18 protein-coding genes are annotated in these 16,772 nt (G+C 63.2%); 6 read left to right on the forward strand and 12 right to left on the reverse strand.

The features are described from left to right. Positions 1–4 precede the first annotated feature (4 nt). Genes AC2ETI_RS26995 through AC2ETI_RS27010 form a run of 4 tightly spaced genes read right to left on the reverse strand, consistent with a single transcriptional unit; the run spans position 5 to position 5,263 of the window. Positions 5–1,603, reverse strand: coding sequence for an acyl-CoA carboxylase subunit beta (locus AC2ETI_RS26995; RefSeq protein ID WP_019744291.1), 1,599 nt, complete (start codon positions 1,601–1,603; stop codon positions 5–7). After that, a complete protein-coding gene (locus AC2ETI_RS27000) occupies positions 1,600–2,748 on the reverse strand; it encodes an acyl-CoA dehydrogenase family protein (RefSeq protein WP_007728404.1) in 1,149 nt (382 codons plus the stop codon). The genes AC2ETI_RS26995 and AC2ETI_RS27000 overlap by 4 nt, the downstream gene beginning before the upstream one ends. Beyond that, on the reverse strand, positions 2,745–4,466 hold the full coding sequence (locus AC2ETI_RS27005; protein ID WP_483634663.1) for an acyclic terpene utilization AtuA family protein: 1,722 nt from the start codon (positions 4,464–4,466) through the stop codon (positions 2,745–2,747). Before AC2ETI_RS27005 ends, AC2ETI_RS27000 begins: the two co-directional genes overlap by 4 nt. Beyond that, positions 4,463–5,263 (reverse strand): TIGR03084 family metal-binding protein, encoded by an 801-nt coding sequence (locus AC2ETI_RS27010; RefSeq protein ID WP_483634664.1) that lies wholly within the window; start codon positions 5,261–5,263, stop codon positions 4,463–4,465. The genes AC2ETI_RS27005 and AC2ETI_RS27010 overlap by 4 nt, the downstream gene beginning before the upstream one ends. Before the next feature lie 109 nt (positions 5,264–5,372). Between AC2ETI_RS27010 and AC2ETI_RS27015 the strand changes: the two genes are divergently transcribed. The 3 genes from AC2ETI_RS27015 to AC2ETI_RS27025 are packed head-to-tail and all read left to right on the forward strand — an operon-like array spanning position 5,373 to position 7,602. Further along, positions 5,373–6,173, forward strand: coding sequence for a crotonase/enoyl-CoA hydratase family protein (locus tag AC2ETI_RS27015; protein WP_020906831.1), 801 nt, complete (start codon positions 5,373–5,375; stop codon positions 6,171–6,173). After that, entirely contained in the window at positions 6,170–7,030 is an 861-nt protein-coding gene (locus AC2ETI_RS27020) for an EamA family transporter (RefSeq protein ID WP_020906830.1), read from the forward strand. Before AC2ETI_RS27015 ends, AC2ETI_RS27020 begins: the two co-directional genes overlap by 4 nt. Positions 7,031–7,074: 44 nt before the next feature. Then, on the forward strand, positions 7,075–7,602 hold the full coding sequence (locus tag AC2ETI_RS27025; RefSeq protein ID WP_212633894.1) for a gamma carbonic anhydrase family protein: 528 nt from the start codon (positions 7,075–7,077) through the stop codon (positions 7,600–7,602). A 40-nt stretch (positions 7,603–7,642) separates the two neighbouring features. On the opposite strand, the gene AC2ETI_RS27030 is transcribed toward AC2ETI_RS27025, so the two are convergent. The 7 genes from AC2ETI_RS27030 to AC2ETI_RS27060 all read right to left on the reverse strand — a co-directional run bounded on the left by AC2ETI_RS27030 (position 7,643) and on the right by AC2ETI_RS27060 (position 14,142). Beyond that, the gene (locus tag AC2ETI_RS27030; protein ID WP_031333068.1) at positions 7,643–8,629 is read right to left on the reverse strand and encodes a pirin family protein; all 987 of its coding nucleotides are present in this window, start codon (positions 8,627–8,629) and stop codon (positions 7,643–7,645) included. Between the two features lie 20 nt (positions 8,630–8,649). Further along, a complete protein-coding gene (locus AC2ETI_RS27035; RefSeq protein WP_172933348.1) occupies positions 8,650–9,123 on the reverse strand; it encodes a MarR family winged helix-turn-helix transcriptional regulator in 474 nt (157 codons plus the stop codon). Then, positions 9,110–10,204 carry an LLM class flavin-dependent oxidoreductase gene (locus AC2ETI_RS27040; protein ID WP_020906827.1) on the reverse strand — a complete coding sequence of 365 codons (1,095 nt, stop codon included), beginning with the start codon at positions 10,202–10,204 and terminating at the stop codon, positions 9,110–9,112. The genes AC2ETI_RS27035 and AC2ETI_RS27040 overlap by 14 nt, the downstream gene beginning before the upstream one ends. 147 nt (positions 10,205–10,351) lie before the next feature. Beyond that, positions 10,352–11,884, reverse strand: coding sequence for a DHA2 family efflux MFS transporter permease subunit (locus AC2ETI_RS27045; RefSeq protein WP_003942006.1), 1,533 nt, complete (start codon positions 11,882–11,884; stop codon positions 10,352–10,354). Then, complete coding sequence (locus tag AC2ETI_RS27050; protein ID WP_003941890.1) at positions 11,881–12,351, reverse strand: MarR family winged helix-turn-helix transcriptional regulator; 471 nt, start codon at positions 12,349–12,351, stop codon at positions 11,881–11,883. Before AC2ETI_RS27050 ends, AC2ETI_RS27045 begins: the two co-directional genes overlap by 4 nt. Before the next feature lie 89 nt (positions 12,352–12,440). Further along, positions 12,441–13,406 (reverse strand): NADPH:quinone oxidoreductase family protein, encoded by a 966-nt coding sequence (locus tag AC2ETI_RS27055; RefSeq protein WP_019744299.1) that lies wholly within the window; start codon positions 13,404–13,406, stop codon positions 12,441–12,443. A 79-nt stretch (positions 13,407–13,485) separates the two neighbouring features. Further along, a complete protein-coding gene (locus tag AC2ETI_RS27060; protein ID WP_019744300.1) occupies positions 13,486–14,142 on the reverse strand; it encodes a TetR/AcrR family transcriptional regulator in 657 nt (218 codons plus the stop codon). A gap of 65 nt (positions 14,143–14,207) precedes the next feature. Between AC2ETI_RS27060 and AC2ETI_RS27065 the strand changes: the two genes are divergently transcribed. Next, entirely contained in the window at positions 14,208–15,197 is a 990-nt protein-coding gene (locus AC2ETI_RS27065; protein WP_020906826.1) for an NAD(P)-dependent alcohol dehydrogenase, read from the forward strand. A gap of 44 nt (positions 15,198–15,241) precedes the next feature. Further along, positions 15,242–16,000, forward strand: coding sequence for an acyl-[acyl-carrier-protein] thioesterase (locus AC2ETI_RS27070; RefSeq protein ID WP_020906825.1), 759 nt, complete (start codon positions 15,242–15,244; stop codon positions 15,998–16,000). On the opposite strand, the gene AC2ETI_RS27075 is transcribed toward AC2ETI_RS27070, so the two are convergent. Further along, positions 15,997–16,197: a hypothetical protein gene (locus tag AC2ETI_RS27075; protein ID WP_003941897.1), complete on the reverse strand. Its 201-nt coding sequence runs from the start codon at positions 16,195–16,197 to the stop codon at positions 15,997–15,999. The two genes, AC2ETI_RS27070 and AC2ETI_RS27075, sit on opposite strands and share 4 nt — an antisense overlap. Before the next feature lie 72 nt (positions 16,198–16,269). On the opposite strand from AC2ETI_RS27075, the gene AC2ETI_RS27080 reads away from it, so the two are divergent. Next, positions 16,270–16,767 (forward strand): SixA phosphatase family protein, encoded by a 498-nt coding sequence (locus AC2ETI_RS27080; protein WP_483634665.1) that lies wholly within the window; start codon positions 16,270–16,272, stop codon positions 16,765–16,767. Positions 16,768–16,772 lie beyond the last annotated feature (5 nt).

Below are 16,772 nucleotides of genomic sequence, written 5' to 3' on the forward strand. Positions count from 1 at the left end.
TGCCTCACATACGGAAGACGCCGAAGTTCTCGGTGCCTTCGATCGGGGCGGTGGCAATGGCCGACAGGCACATTCCCACCACGGTGCGGGTGTCTCGGGGATCGATGACGCCGTCGTCGTACAGACGCCCGGACAGGAACATCGGAAGTGACTCGGCCTCGATCTGGTTCTCGATCATCGCGCGCATGCCGGCATCAGCCTGCTCGTCGAAAACCTGGCCGCGGGCCTCGGCAGCAGCGCGTCCCACGATGGAGATGACGCCGGCAAGCTGCGCACCGCCCATGACGGCGGACTTGGAACTGGGCCAGGCAAAGAGGAATCTCGGATCGAATGCCCGTCCGCACATGCCGTAGTGACCGGCGCCGTACGACGCTCCGAGCAAGATCGAGATGTGCGGAACCTTGGAGTTGGCAACCGCATTGATCATCATCGATCCGTGCTTGATCATGCCGCCCTCCTCGTACTCCTTACCCACCATGTAGCCGGTGGTGTTGTGCAGGAACAGCAACGGCGTGTTGGAGCGGTTGGCAAGCTGGATGAACTGCGTTGCCTTCTGGGACTCCTCACTGAAGAGCACTCCACGTGCGTTGGCCAGGATGCCGATCGGGTAACCGTTGAGTTCGGCCCAGCCGGTCACGAGGGAGGAACCGTAGAGCGGCTTGAACTCGTCGAAGTCGGAACCGTCGACGATACGGGCGATGACCTCACGCGGATCGAACGGAATCTTCAGATCGGCCGGAACGATGCCGAGCAACTCTTCCGGATCCTCGAGCGGTTCGATGATCTCCGCGCGAGGCGCCGGCCCCTTCTTGGTCCAGTTGAGTCGCTTGACGATCGAGCGACCGATGCGGATCGCGTCCTGCTCGTCGGCTGCGAAGTAGTCGGCCAACCCGGACTTGCGAGCGTGCATTTCGGCGCCGCCGAGTGCCTCGTCATCTGATTCCTCACCGGTGGCCATCTTGACCAGCGGCGGACCTGCGAGGAACACCTTGGAGCGTTCCTTGATCATCACGACGTGGTCGGACATGCCCGGGATGTACGCGCCGCCGGCAGTCGAGTTACCGAAGACCAGTGCAATGGTGGGGATACCGGCTGCGGAAAGCTGTGTGAGGTCACGGAACATACGCCCGCCCGGGATGAACACCTCCTTCTGCGTCGGCAGGTCTGCACCGCCGGACTCGACCAGCGAGATCACCGGGAGACGATTTTGCATGGCGATGTCGTTGGCCCGGAATCCCTTACGCAGCGTCCACGGATTGCTGGTGCCGCCGCGCACGGTGGGATCGTTGGCGACGATCAGGCATTCGACACCTTCGACAACGCCGATACCGACCACGGTGCTGGCGCCGACCGGGAAGTCACTCCCCCACGCAGCGAGGGGACACAGCTCGAGAAACGGTGAATCCTGATCGAGCAGGAGTTCGATCCGCTCGCGCGCCAGAAGCTTTCCCCGTTTGTGGTGCCGCTCGGTGTACTTCTCGCCGCCACCGGCAAGCGCTTTGGCGTGCTCGACCTCGATCTCGGCGAGCTTGGTGTTCATGGTCGATGTTGCGGTCTGATACACCTCGGAATTGGTGTCCAGCGTTGACCGGATGACACTCATGACTGATACCCCAATCGCTTGGCCGCGAGGCCGGTGAGGATTTCGGTGGTTCCGCCACCGATTCCCAGAATTCGCATGTCCCGGTACTGCCTCTCCACTTCACTTTCCTGCATGTATCCGAGGCCGCCGAACAGCTGAACGGCTTGGTTCGCAACCCATTCGCCCGTCTCGACTGCCGTGTTCTTCGCGAAGCACACCTCGGCGATCAGGTCGCCGTCACCGGCCATGTACCGCTCGATCACCGAGTGGGTGTACACCTTGGCGACGTCGATCTTGCGGGCCATCTCGGTGACGGTGTTCTGCACGGCCTGCCGACTGATGAGGGGCCGACCGAAAGTTTCGCGGGCGCGGCACCATTCGAGGGTCAGCTCCAGGCAACGTTCTGCACTGGCATACGCCTGCGCGGCGAGCGCGACACGTTCGGAAACAAATGCCTGGGCGATCTGCGCGAAGCCGCTGTTCTCTGCGCCGACCAAATTCTCCACCGGAACCCGGGCATCGACAAAGGACAGTTCCGCGGTATCGGATGCACGCCAGCCCATCTTCTCGAGTTTGCGTGAGACGGTGAATCCCGGTGTGCCCTTCTCGATCACGAGCAGTGAGACACCACCCGCGCCGGGGCCACCGGTGCGCACTGCGGTAACGACGAAGTCGGCTCGAACGCCGGAGGTGATGAATGTCTTGGCGCCGTTCACGACGTAATGATCGCCGTCGCGCTTGGCTGTGGTTGTCAGGTGCCCGACGTCGCTGCCTCCGCCGGGCTCGGTGATGGCGAGCGAGCCGATCTTGTCGCCGCGCAGGGTCGGCTTGACCCACTTCTCGATCTGCGCCTCGTCGCCCGCTGCAATCAGGTGCGGCACCGCGATGCCGCAGGTGAAGAGCGAAGCGAACAGCCCGCCCGACGCACCTGCCTGATGCATCTCCTCACAGATCACGATGGAGTCGACGGCGTCGCCGCCCTCACCGCCCGCCGATTCGGGAGCACTGGCGCCGAGCAGCCCGAGAGCGCCTGCCTTGCGGTGCAATTCGCGGGGAATCTCGCCGTCACGCTCCCACTGCGTCAGGTGCGGCAAAATCTCCTGGTTCACGAATCCGCGTACGGTCTCGCGAAGCGCAAGCCTTTCCGGTGTGGTCCACACGGTCACCGTGAATCCTCTTTCTCGTCAGTTGTGGGGAGTAGCGAAATCGGGATGTCGATGTGGCGCGAACGCAGCCATTCACCAATTCCCTTGGCCTGCGGATCGAACCGCGCCTGCGAGGCAACACCCTGGCCGAGAATTCCCTCGATCACGAAGTTGACGGCACGAAGGTGCGGAAGCTGGTAGCGAGTGACGTTCAGGTCTGCTGCTTCCGGTAGCAGTTCCTTGAGCATTTCGACGGTCAGATTGTGCGCCAACCACTTCCACTGATCGTCCGTGCGAACCCAGACGCCGACGTTGGCATTTCCACCCTTGTCGCCACTACGGGCACCGGCGATCGTGCCGAGTGGCACCGAAAGCGAAGACTGTGGCGGCAACGGCTCCGGACGCTCAGGTTCGTCGACGGCTTCGAGGTCCTGCGTCAGCGTCGACGGAGCGATGTCCACGCGAGTGCCGTCGGGCAGTACGGCCACGTGAGGCACCGATCCCGCGTCGACGTAGCCGGGGGTGAACACTCCATACGGTTGTCCGTTGCTCGGCGGCGCGGTCAGCGAGAAGCCTGGGTAACTGGCGAGTGCCATTTCCACCGCAACCGCAGAGAAGGGACGACCGATCACCTTGGGATCGGAATCGCGAACCACGCAGCGCAGCAACGCACTCGCGGTTTCCTCGGTGTCGGAATCCGGGTGATCCGTGCGAGCGAGAGTCCAGACCAGTTCGGCGGGCTTCTTCGTCAGCCAGGATTCGAGTTGAGTCTTCGCCAGATCCGCTTTGGCCTCGATGTCGAGACCCGTGAGGATGAACGTGGCCTCGTTGCGGAACCCGGCCAGCGTGTTGAGTGAGACCTTGTACTGCGGCGGCGGAGCCTCGCCCGTGACTCCGCTGATCAGCACCCGATCCGGGCCTTCCTGGGTGAGCACCGCGTTGTCGATGCGGGTGGTCACGTCCGGGCCTGCGTAGCGTCCACCCGTGATCTCGTACAGCAGCTGCGCCGTCACGGTGCCGACGCTCACCTCGCCGTCCGTACCGGCATGCTTGGTGATGACCGAAGATCCGTCCGCGTTGATCTCGGCGATCGGGAATCCAGGACGGCCCAGATTCGGAATCTCGGTGAAGAACGCGTAGTTGCCGCCGGTGGCCTGGGTTCCACACTCGATGACGTGGCCCGCCGCGACAGCACCGGCCAGCTGATCGAAATCATCTCGCTTCCAACCGAAATGGTGAGCGGCTGGACCGACGATCACCGAAGCGTCGGTGACACGTCCGGTGACCACGACATCGGCGTCGGCCGACAATGCTTCGACGATGCCCCAGGCGCCGAGGTAGGCGTTGGCCGTCAGCGGGGAGCCGAGTCCGAGTTCGTCTGCCCGAGAGACCAGATCGTCGCCCTCGACGTGGGCGATCTTCGCGTTCAACCCCAGCTTGGTGTTGACCTCGCGCAGCGCGTGCGCCAGTCCGGCCGGGTTGAGACCGCCGGCATTCGCGACGATCTTCACGCCCTTGTCGAGTGCAAGTCCGAGGGTGTCCTCCACCTGCCGCAGGAACGTCTTCGCGTAGCCGAGCGACGGGTCCTTCATCCGGTCCCGTCCGAGGATCAACATCGTCAGTTCGGCCAGGTAGTCACCGGTCAGGTAGTCGAGTTCGCCGCCCTCGAGCATCTCGCGCATCGCCGAGACGCGGTCGCCGTAGAACCCGGAGCAGTTACCGATCCGTACCGAACTCATTTGCCCACCTCCGCTTCTCGTGCGGCTCGTCCCTCGCCGCTGGGTCCGGCAAATGCCTGCGCGAACCCCAACCACTCGTCTGCGTCGGCGCCAACGGCGACCAGATCGAGATCGGCGCGATTGGCACGCTGGGTGACCAGCAGGCAGAAGTCCAACGCCGGCCCGGTCACCTTCTGCGGTGCATCTTCCGGCCCCCAGGTCCAGAGCGAACCGTCCGGCGCCGTCAACTCCACCCGGAAATCGTCGGCGGGCGGCGTCTTCTCGTTGACCGAGTACGCAAAGTTCCGCGTGCGGACACCCAGATGAGCGATGTTCTTGATGCGCGCCGTCGGGGCTCGCTCGACGCCGAGCGCGTCGGCAACGTCCTGCCCGTGCGCCCACGTCTCCATCAATCGCGCAGTTGCCATGGACACTCCGCCCATGGGCGGGCCGTACCAAGGAAACTTGGTACCGGACGGGGCGGCGGTGAGAGCCTCGACGAGAGCGGTGCGCCCCGCTCGCCAATCGGCGAGCAACTCCGCCGGCGGGCGGGCCGCCTGCTCGGCAGCACCGTCGTCGACAAACCCAGCCGGATTCACGAACGCCGCCTTCAACTGCTCCGCAAACCCGTCCGGGTCGGTGATCGCCAGGATCGCAGCACTGTCCGTCCAGTGCAGGTGCCCGATCTGATGCGCGACGCTCCACCCTTCCGCCGGCGTCATTGTCGCCCACTTCTCCTCGGGCAGATCCGCAACCAGGGCGTCGAGGCTCTCGCCTTCGGCCCGCAAGTCATCGATGAACGTCTGAAGTTCGGCCATGCGACCAGCATCACACCCGGGTCCATAAAAATCAAGCACGAATGATTGTTATTGAGAAATCTTGTGGTGAGAGACTGAGCTCAACTGCCATCGACTACCAGGAGCACCCATGAGCGACGCCGTACTGATCTCGCGAACCGGCGATGTGGTCACGTGGACCCTCAATCGCCCGGACACCCGCAACGCGATCTCCGAGATCGACATGATCGAGGCCCTCGAAGACGCGGTCACCGCAGTCAACCGAGATCAGAGTGTGCGCGCGGTCATCCTCACGGGGGCCGGGTCGGCTTTCTCCTCCGGCGGCAACGTCAAACACATGCGAGACAAGGAAGGCATGTTCGGTGGTGCTCCCGGCGAGATCCGTCAGGGCTACCGGCACGGCATCCAGCGCATTCCGCTCGCGCTGTACACATGTGAGGTGCCGACCATCGCCGCGGTCAACGGCCCGGCCATCGGAGCGGGCTGCGACCTCTCCCTCATGTGCGACCTCCGCATCGCCTCGACCGCCGCAGTCTTCGCCGAGAGCTTCGTCAAGGTGGGACTCATCCCCGGCGACGGCGGAGCCTGGCTGCTCCCCCGCGCGATCGGCAACGCCCGCGCCGCCGAGATGGCGTTCACCGGCGAACCCATCGATGCTGCGAAGGCACTCGACTGGGGTCTGGTCTCGCAGATCACCGAACCCGAGGAATTGCTTTCCGCAGCGCACGCTTTGGCAGCGCGAGTAGCCGCCAATCCCCCGCAGGTACTCCGCATGACCAAGAAACTCCTCCGCGAAGGCCAGCACCAGAGCCTCGAGAGCCTGCTCGAACTCTCGGCCGCCATGCAGTCGATCGCCCACCACACCCGAGATCACCACGAAGCCGTCGCCGCGATGCTCGAGCGTCGAAGTCCCGAGTTCACCGGAGAATGAAGGCGGGCAGTCAGCTACTACCGGTCGGCGCTGTCCTCACCTCGATACTGTCGCTCCAGTTCGGAGCGGCATTCGCGACGACATTGTTCTCGCAGATCGGGCCGGCCGGAGCCACGACGCTGCGGCTGACGATCGCCGCGATCATCCTCGGCGTCATCGTCCGCCCACGATGGAGCAGGTGGTCGAACCGGCAACGCAAAGGCATCTTCGCGCTGGGCATCGCCCTCGCCGTGATGAACGGCGCCTTCTACCTCGCCCTCGACACGGTGCCCATCGGCACCGCCGTCACCATCGAGTTCCTCGGACCGCTCACCCTGGCCGCAGTTCTGTCTCGTCGGTGGGCCGACGGAGCGTGGGTACTGCTCGCCTTCGGCGGAGTGTTGCTGCTCGGGTTAGGCGATCACGGCGAATCCGGTTTGGACCCGATCGGGGTGATGTTCGCGTTGATCGCCGCGACTGCGTGGGCCGGCTACATCGTGGCCGGTTCCCACCTGGCCGCGACGCTCCCGAGCGCCGACGGGTTGGCAGGGGCAAGCATCGTCGCAGCCGTATTGACGCTCCCCTTCGGCGTTGTCTCGGGCGGAAGCGAACTGCTGGATCCGAAGATGCTCGCCGCAGGCGCCGCCGTCGCCATCCTCTCGTCCGTCATCCCGTACAGCTTGGAAATGTGGGCGCTGCGCTCCTTGGCCAAGAAGGTCTTCGCGGTCCTCATCGCCCTCGAACCGGCAGCGGCCGCACTGGCCGGAGTCCTCGTGATCGGGCAAACGCTCGACGCTTTCACACTCGTCGCCATCGGCCTGGTGGTGACCGCGGGTGTCGGGACGGTAGTCATGAATCGAAAGTCCACACCGAAATAGTCCAGGTACCGTCAGAGCACGTAATTCCAACGCACAGGAGAACCATGACCAACCCGATCATCGCCACCGTTCTCGGTAACACCCCGCAGATCGACGAAAGCGCGTTCATCGCACCCAACGCCACCGTTGTCGGCGCTGTGACCATCGCTGCGGGCGCCAGTATCTGGTACGGCGCAGTCCTGCGCGGCGACGCCGAATCGATCTCCATCGGCGCGGACACCAACATTCAGGACAACTGCACGGTGCACGCCGACCCCACGTTCCCCGCAGTGCTGGGCGAGCGAATCTCGGTCGGCCACAACGCAGTGCTGCACGGGTGCACCGTCGAAGACGACGTTCTCGTCGGCATGGGTGCCGTGGTGCTCAACGGCGCACACATCGGTTCGGGATCACTGATTGCAGCCGGTGCGGTCGTGTCTCAGGGGATGCAAATCCCGCCTGGATCACTGGTCGCCGGCGTGCCCGCCAAGGTCAAACGTGAACTCTCCGAAGGCGAAAAGGCCGGTATCACCGCCAACGGCGCCGGCTACATCATGCTCGCGAAGGCTCACCAGGACATCGAACAGGCCTGATCGAGACGATGCTCGCGGACGGTAGCCGCAACAGCAGCGACTAGCCTCGGGGCCGCAACGTACTGTTCGGCAACTCGGGTGCCGGGAGCGCCGGACCGTCGTATCCCGGCACCACGCCGAAACGCTGGTCCGGGACGCTGCCGTCGAATCCGGAGGCCAGCTCGGCCTGCCACTTGCGTCGATACTCGACGATCTCTTCGTGGGTACGACCCATGAAGTTCCACCACATGATGACCTGCTCGCCCAACGGTTTCCCGCCGAGCAGTAGCAGTCGAGCCGGTTCGGATCCCGGATTGCGCAAAGTCAGTTTTCCGAAACCTGGTGCTTGATAACCCAACTCGGCCCAGCCGACGGTGGTACCACGCAGAACAACCGATCCTTGATCGACGATCACGCCGTGCTCATGTGAACGATCGACATCGAGGGCGATCTCGGCCCCAGGATCGAGAATCACCTCGGCACCGAGTAATTCGGTGAAGGTAGACACCGGAGACGTTTCACCGGCGAGCGAGCCGAGGAACACACTGAGCGTGACACCATCGGTGGTCACCGGCTCCGGTCGGTAGTGAACGAACGCGGGTGCGGTATCGCGCGCCGCATCCGGCAGCGCCACCCACAACTGCATCCCGTGCAGAACCTTCGTATTCGGCGTCGACACCTCGGAGTGCGCGATCCCACTCCCGGCCGTCATCAAATTCAGTTCACCCGGCTGCACCATCGCATGGGAACCGATGCTGTCACGGTGCTCGATCTCTCCGGTGAACAGCCAACTCACCGTTTGCAATCCGGTATGCGGATGCGGCGGCACATGCATGCCCGGTCCTGAGCCGACGTCATCCGGACCGTAATGATCGGCAAAACACCATGCCCCGATCAGCGAACGCTCGCGTTGCGGAAGGGTGCGACGCACTCGCATCGCCCGCGGGCCACCGAGCGGTACGTCGCGCGGGGTGAGAATCTGAATCTCGCTCTCCGCCGGATGGCCTTCGCATTCCTGCTCGACGGGCTGCGCTTCGAGGTTGCTCATATCGTCCATCCTGCCTCTAGTCATGACTGCGCGAGACGCAGACGCGTGCACAATTCGGCCAACATTCGAAGTTCATCCGCGTCCAGGGCCGGTCCGACGTGGCGACGAATGCTCGCCGCATGACGGCGACCCACTGATTTCTGCAGCGCTGCACCCGCTTCGGTGAGCTGCACGATCGTTCCGCGGCGATCCTGTGGATCAACACTTCTCGATACCAGACCTTCGCCCTCCAACCGTTCTACCAGGCGGCTGAGCGACGGCTGGCTCAACAGGATCTCGCGATTCAGATCATGCAGGCGAAGTGAACTACTCGGTGTGAGGCTCAACGTGAACAGCACGTCGTACTCGCGCATCGAGACCTGATCCCAGACGTCGTCGGCAGCCAACCGCCGCAGCACCGACACCTGGGCGCGAAACAAGGCTTCCCAGGCGTCGGTGGCGAGTTCGGTGGTGCTGACCGGAACCTCAGGCGGTTGCTCGTCAGGCAGTGACACTGCTTGCCTCACGAGCCGCCTTCATCGACGCGTGAGTGGGCGGGTTGTCCGGCACATGTGCGGGCCGCCTGGCCGCGAACTCACGGCGCAGAACCGGAACAACTTCCTCACCGAGCAGATCGAGCTGCTCGAGCACCGTCTTGAGCGGCAGCCCGGCGTGATCCATCAGGAACAGCTGGCGCTGGTAGTCGCCGAAGAAATCGGCAAACGCCAACGTCTTCTCGATGACCTGCTCAGGGGAACCGACGGTCAGCGGCGTCTGCTCGGTGAACTCTTCGAGTGAGGGCCCGTGGCCGTACACCGGAGCATTGTCGAAATACGGACGGAATTCCTTGACCGCGTCCTGACTGTTCTTGCGCATGAAGACCTGACCACCGAGACCGACAATCGCCTGGTCCGCGGAGCCGTGGCCGTAATGCTCGTAACGCTGGCGGTAGAGATTGATCAGCTCGATGTAGTGCTCTTTCGGCCAGAAGATGTTGTTCGCGAAGAATCCGTCGCCGTGATACGCCGCGATCTCCGCGATCTCGGGGCTGCGGATCGAACCGTGCCACACGAACGGCGCGACGCCGTCCAGCGGGCGCGGGGTGGACGTGAATCCCTGGAGTGGAGTGCGGTACTCCCCTTGCCAGTTCACGACCTCCTCGTCCCAGAGCCGGCGAAGAAGTTGATAGTTCTCGAGCGCCAGCGGGATACCGGCGCGAATGTCCTTGCCGAACCACGGGTACACCGGCGCGGTGTTTCCGCGTCCCATCATCAGATCGACACGCCCCTCAGCGAGGTGTTGAAGCATCGCGTAGTCCTCGGCGATCTTCACCGGGTCGTTGGTGGTGATCAGCGTCGTGGACGTGGAGAGCGTGATCTTCTCGGTCTGGGCCGCGATGTATCCGAGCATCGTGGTCGGAGATGACGGCACGAACGGCTTGTTGTGGTGCTCGCCGGTCGCGAAGACGTCGAGACCGACTTCCTCGGCGTGCTTGGCGATGGTCGTCATGGCCTTGATGCGCTCGTGCTCTGTCGGGGTCTTACCCGTCGTGGGATCAGTGGTGACGTCACCGACCGTGAAGATTCCGAACTGCATGGTTGCTCCTCCGCGAACTAGATCCATGCGTTTGCATGTAACTGATCAAACATTCAACCATCCAGCTGTATTCCACGGCAAAAAGATGAGGGCGGCACACAAGATGTGTGCCGCCCTCACCTGGACGAACGATCTACCGAAAAGCGGTCAGTGCATAACGATCGGCGTTGCCGTCTCGCCCTCGGCCACCGGCCTGGTGGTCTTGCTCCGCGGCAGGAAGAACGCCGGGATGAGGGTCAGGACGATCAGCACAGTGGCAACGAGGAAGGTGTTGCCGAAAGCGTCCGACGCCGCACTGAGAATCGAATTCGCAGCAGACTCCTGCGGACTTCCCGGCTCGGTCGGAATGTGCGACGCCGCACCGACCATCGTCGTATCGAGGCCACGATCGAGAAGCTGGTTGGTCAAGACCACCGACATCACGGCGGTACCGATCGAACCTGCGGTCTGCTGAACGATGTTCATCAGAGTGGAGCCGCGAGCGATCTGCTCGTTGGAGAGCGTCACGATAGCTGCGGTCATCAGCGGCATCATGGTGCAACCCATACCGAGGCCCATGACGAACAAGGCGCCCATCAGCAGCCACGTCGGGGAATCCGAGGCAACCTGTGTGAACACACCCAAACCGATGAGAATCAGCGGCAAACCGGTCAGGACGATCTTGCCCGGGCCGATCTTGTCGACCAGTCGACCAGCGATCGGCATGGTGACCATAGCGCCCAGACCCTGTGGAGCCATCAACAATCCGGCCGCGAGCGTGGTGTGCCCGCCGACCTGAATGAAGTAGCTCGGGAACAGCAACCCGGCGCCCATGAACGCGACGATGAACAGCGACGTCGTGATGACGGCGGTGGTCAACTGACGGTTCTTGAACAGGTGCAGGTCGATCAGCGGGTGATCCTTGTTGAGCGCGTGGAACACGAAGGCGATGATCAGCGCCAGACCGATCCCGGCCGACACCAGAACCCGAGCCGACGCAACGGTTCCCACCTCGGGGATGGACGACACACCGAACAAGAACAGCGCCAGACCGGGCGACAGCAGGATCATGCCGAGGAAGTCGAAGGACTCCGAAGGCTTCGCCTTGTCGGACGGCAGAATGATGAACGCAGCAGCCAGAGCGATGATGCCGATCGGCAAGTTGATCAGGAAGATCCAGTGCCAACTCGCGGCCTCGATCAGCCAACCACCGAGAATCGGGCCGCCGATAGGACCGAGCAGCATCGGGATACCGAGAACTGCCATGACACGACCGACACGGTCCGGACCGGCGGCCCGGGTCATGATCGTCATACCGAGCGGCATCAACATGCCGCCGCCGAGACCCTGGAGCACGCGGAAGCCGATGAGCGAGGTGATGTCCCACGCCATCGCACAAGCGACCGAACCGAGCACGAACAGCACCAGGGCCGTCATGTACAGGCGCTTGGTGCCGAAACGGTCGGCAGCCCAACCGGTAACCGGAATGACCGTCGCCAAGGCGAGCGTGTAGGCCGTCATCGTCCACGCGACGGTGGCGTACGAAGTTTCGAAGTCCTCGGCAAAAGTGGTGAGCGCGACGCTCACCACGGTTACGTCGAGAATCGACATGATGGCGCCGAGCACCACCACGGAAGCGATCTTGAGGACCGCCCCGTCAAGTTTGTCGGACGCCGGTGCCGGCGCGTTCGGCGATGTCATCGCGAAGTCTCCTGGTTAAGTGCTCGCAGATAGTCACCCGCGAGAATGGGCTTGAGAGCCTCGAACAAACGAATCCGCTCTGGCTCAGGAACACGCGACGCGAATTCGCGAAGCTGGCCGCGCTTGCACTCGATGTGGTTGGTCGTCACCTTACGACCGGCCTCCGACAAGGAAACCCGCTTGACGCGTCGGTCCCGCTCGTCTTCACGGCGATCGACCAGACCCATGTTCACGAGCTGATCGATGTTCCGCCCCGTAGCTGCCACCGAGAGCCGAAGCTCGTCGGCAACCTCGTTGATCGGGATCGCCGCATCACGTTGTGCAAGTACGAACAGCACACGCACCTGAGAGAACGAGAGATCCAGTTCGATCAACGCATCGATCGACTCCGAATCACCGGCGCTCATCAGGCGAGTGAACAACTCGTCGAGTGCTCCATACAGGTCATCAGAATCGGAAGCGATCACCTGGCAAATGGTAGTGCGGTTGCAACTATTGCCCAAATGAAAACATGTTGCAACTTATTATTTGGTGAGCACCATCACGTTGCGAAGAATCATTCCTGCAGCAAGATGGCCTTTCCGAGAACTTTGCCGCTTTCGAGATCCGCCAGGGCAACTGCTGCGTCGGCAAGCGGATACCGTGCCTTGACCAGCGGACGCAAGCCGTTCCGGACGTGTTCTACCAGCGATGCATGCACCTCGGCTACAGCTTCGGGATTGGTGCGCGTGAACTCGCCCCACGCCGCGCCGACAATGCTGATGTTGCGGAACAGCACCCGGTTCACCTTGACCTGAGGAATGCCGCCGCCGGCAAAACCGATAACCACAAGACGCCCCTCCGGCGCCAGAACCCGGACCGCGTCGTCGAACGCATCCCCGCCTACCGGATCTACCACGATCTGAGCGCCGACGCCGTCGGTCAGTTCCCGAATCCGCTCTCCCCATCCCGGAGCCAGCGCGACAACCTCGTCGGCACCGAGCTCACGCAAGAAGTCCTCGACGCCTTCGCGTCGTACCACGGCGATCACCCGAGCGCCGTGCGCCTTGGCCAGCTGGATGGTTGCCGTTCCGACTCCGCCCGCAGCGCCGAGCACGACGACAGTCTCCCCCGCGACGATCTTCGCGCGACGAGCCAGCGCGAACTCCATCGTCTGATAGTTGATGATCAGAGAGGCCGCCTCGTCGAAGGCGAGTCCGTCCGGAATTCGGAGTACCTGCGCCGGGTTGACGGCAATCCGCTCTGCATAGCCGCCCAGATACGCGGCCGCGAGAACACGATCGCCCGGAGCGAAACCCGACCCTTCCGGCGCGGAGACCACGACGCCCGAGATCTCCGCGCCGGGAATGAACGGCGGTTCCGGGCGGATCTGATACTTGCCGTAGGTGATGAGTAGGTCCGGAAAGCAGACGCCACTGGCCTTCACATCGATGAGAACAAGACCTTCGGCTGCGGGCTCGGGAACCTCCTGCGCGACAATTCCTTCGGGACCGGACAGTTCCGTAACCACCATGGCGCGCACAGAAAGCTCCTCTTCGGGACGTCTGAAGTCTGGACCGGTAACCCGGTTTTCTCGACTTTAACCCGGTACTCACGTCAGATCATCGTTCGCTCCCGATGTGCAGACGTTCGAGTCCGTCGAGAATCAGATCAAGACCGAAAGCGAATTCGGCGGCGTAGCTGTATCCCGGAGCTAGGACGTGCTCGGTGGTCAGCTCGGCCAGGTGCGGATACTGACCGCTCTCGAACGAGCCCATGATCGCCTTCGCCAGTTCCGTCGTTTCCTGCGCTGTTTCGAACGGCAAGCTCACCTCTTGCAGCACGAAGCCGTAGATGTACGCATCCATGATCGAAAAGGCATGCGCAGCAAGGGCGACCGGAAAGTCGGCAGCGCGTAGTGTTCCGATGACGGCGTCGTGGTGGCGTAGGGTCGCGGGACCAGGCGTCGTTCGGGACTCCATCAACGGAGTTGCCCACGGGTGCCTCCCCAGCACCTCCCGAGTCGATACCGCTCGCGCGTGAACTTCCGTTCGCCACGGCAGTCCCGGCGTCGGAAGATCGATCTCCGCAAAGACCGCGTCGACCATTCCGTCGAGCAGATCCCCCTTGTCCGAAACATGGTTGTACAGAGACATCGCCTCGACGCCAAGTTCGGTCCCCAGCTTCCGCATGGTCATCGAATCGATTCCGACGGAATCTGCAAGCGCCACGGCAGCGCGTACAACGTGATCTCGGGTCAATCTTGTGCGCTTCTCCACATTGACAAAACTTACACCGTAAGTGCAATACTTACGGTGTAAGCATTCGACGAACGGAGACTCGCATGCCGCAGGAACTGATGACCGCCGTCGTACAGGATCGCTACGGCGAAGCCGACGTTCTCTACCTCGACCACATTCCGCGCCCCACTGTCGCCGACAACGAAGTGCTGATTCGCGTCGAGGCCGCGTCCGTCGACCGCGGGGCATGGCATCTCATGGCCGGACTGCCATATCCGTTGCGCCTCGCGGGATTTGGACTTCGCAGACCTGAGAACCGGGTCCGCGGACTGGACGTGTCCGGCCGAGTCGAGGCCGTCGGCAGTTCGGTGACCCGCGTGGCAGTCGGCCAGGAGGTATACGGGATCGCGGTCGGTTCGTTTGCGGAGTACGCGTGCGCACTCGAGACGAAGATTGCCGCAAAACCTGCCCGGTTGTCGTTCGCACAAGCAGCAGCGGTGCCGGTCTCCGCCCTCACAGCGCTGCAAGCCGTGCGCGACCACGGCCGTGTGCAGGCGGGGCAATCCGTCCTCGTTCTCGGTGCATCCGGTGGCGTCGGGATCTACGCGGTGCAGGTGGCAAAAGCCATGGGCGCGCTCGTCACCGGCGTATGCAGCACCTCGAAAACCGATACCGTCCGCTCCCTCGGTGCCGACGAGGTTCTCGACTACCGCGTCGACGACGCCACCGACGGATCGCATCGGTACGACGTCATCATCGACACCGGCGGCAACCGCCGACTGCGAGATCTTCGACGGGCGCTCACACGCACCGGAAGGCTCGTGATCGTGGGCGGCGAGAACGGCGGACGGTGGCTCGGCGGAATCGATCGCCAAATCCGCGCACTGTGCTTGTCTCCGTTCGTATCTCAGAAGCTCGGGTCTTTGATGGCTTCGGAGAACGCCGAGGATCTGGAGGTGCTGACGGCAATGATCGACGCAGGTGTCATCACCCCGGTGATCGACTCCGTTCATCCCCTTGCCGACACCGCCGTCGCCGTGGCACGAATGGTCGACGGTTCCGGCTGCGGAAAGCAGATAATCGCCACTCGCTGAAAAGCCTGACAGAATCGGCTCACTCCAGCGAACAGGAATCTCACGTGAACCCAGATCTCACGCTCGCGCCGCAGCCAGACAGAGGACCGATCTTCGTCAAGTCCCGCCCGGTCCGTACCGGCGACATCGACGTCGCCAAGCAGGTCAGGCTCGACGCCGTCGCCCGTTATCTGCAGGACATCGGCAACGACAACATCGAAGCCGCCGGCGCCATCGACACTCATCCGCTCTGGATAGTGCGTCGTACGGTCGTCGATGTCGTACGCCCGGCGATCTGGCCGGAAGAGTTGACGATGACTCGCTGGTGCTCCGGCTTCTCCACGAGATGGGCGAACATGCGCGTGCGCTTCGACGGCAGCAACGGCGCGCTGATGGAAACCGAAGGCTTCTGGATCAACATCAGCGCCGAGTCAGGCATGCCCACCAGGATGAGCGACGACTTCATGCGGCCGTTGGAAGAATCCACCGACGAGCATCGCCTGAAGTGGAAGCGTGTCCTCGCCGAGAACGCACCGGAGGCAGACGACGCGGGTGTTCTGGACACGCCGTTCGCTCTGCGCGCCACGGATATCGACCCGTTCGACCACGTCAACAACGCCGTCTACTGGCAGGCAGTCGAAGAGGTCCTCAGCGCGCGCACCGAACTGCGTACAGTTCCGCATCGAGCACTGATCGAGTACCTCTCCCCCATCGTCTCCAGCGACGACGTCGTCCTGCGCAGCCGCGTCGACGACAAGACCGTCACGGTCTGGTTCCTGGTCGGCGAAGCGCTCCGCGCAGTTGCGCAGGTGAGCGCCCTCTAACGCAGTTTCTGGGTCGCGACAGCCGCGACACCGAACACCAGCGCAAGAAGAATCGCGGCCCAGAAACCGAAGAGCCACCACACCACGCCGAACACGACCACTGCCGGGGCAACGGTGATGAAAGCGATGGTGGGGCTTTCGCGTACCACCTCGAGTGCAGTTCGGGCATTAGTTCGATCGAGCTTCTTACCGGCCATCGAAACCTCCTTCAAGGTCCTGACCATCCAGAGTAACCGGACTGACGGGCACAAAGCGGATACCGTGAACGCATGGCCGACCACCGCACCCTCGTCCTCATGCGACACGGCAAGTCCAGCTACCCCGATGGCATCCGTGATCACGAGCGTCCGCTCGCCGAACGGGGCCTGCGCGAGGCCCGCATCGGCGGCGAATGGATCCGCGAAAACGTCCCGCCCGTAGACGCCGTTCTGTGCTCCACCTCCCGGCGGACCGTCGAAACCCTTGCCTCGACGGGAATCGAAGCTCCCGCCGGATTCGAGAAGTCCATCTTCGGCGGCTCACCCGCAGACGTCATTGCAGCTGCGCGAACCACGTCCGACCACGTCAAGACGCTCCTGATCGTCGGACACGAACCCGGAATTCCCTGGACTGCACTCGATCTCGCGTCGAACGAAAACTCCGAAGCGGCCCAACGTATCCGCGACAAGTTCCCCACTTCGGCGATCGCCGTCCTCTCCGTACCGGTGCCGTGGACCGAACTCGACGACTCCGTCGCCACTTTGCTCGAGTTTCACGTGCCCCGTTAGATCAA

Source organism: Rhodococcus sp. MurmanLake-1 (assembly GCF_056945715.1).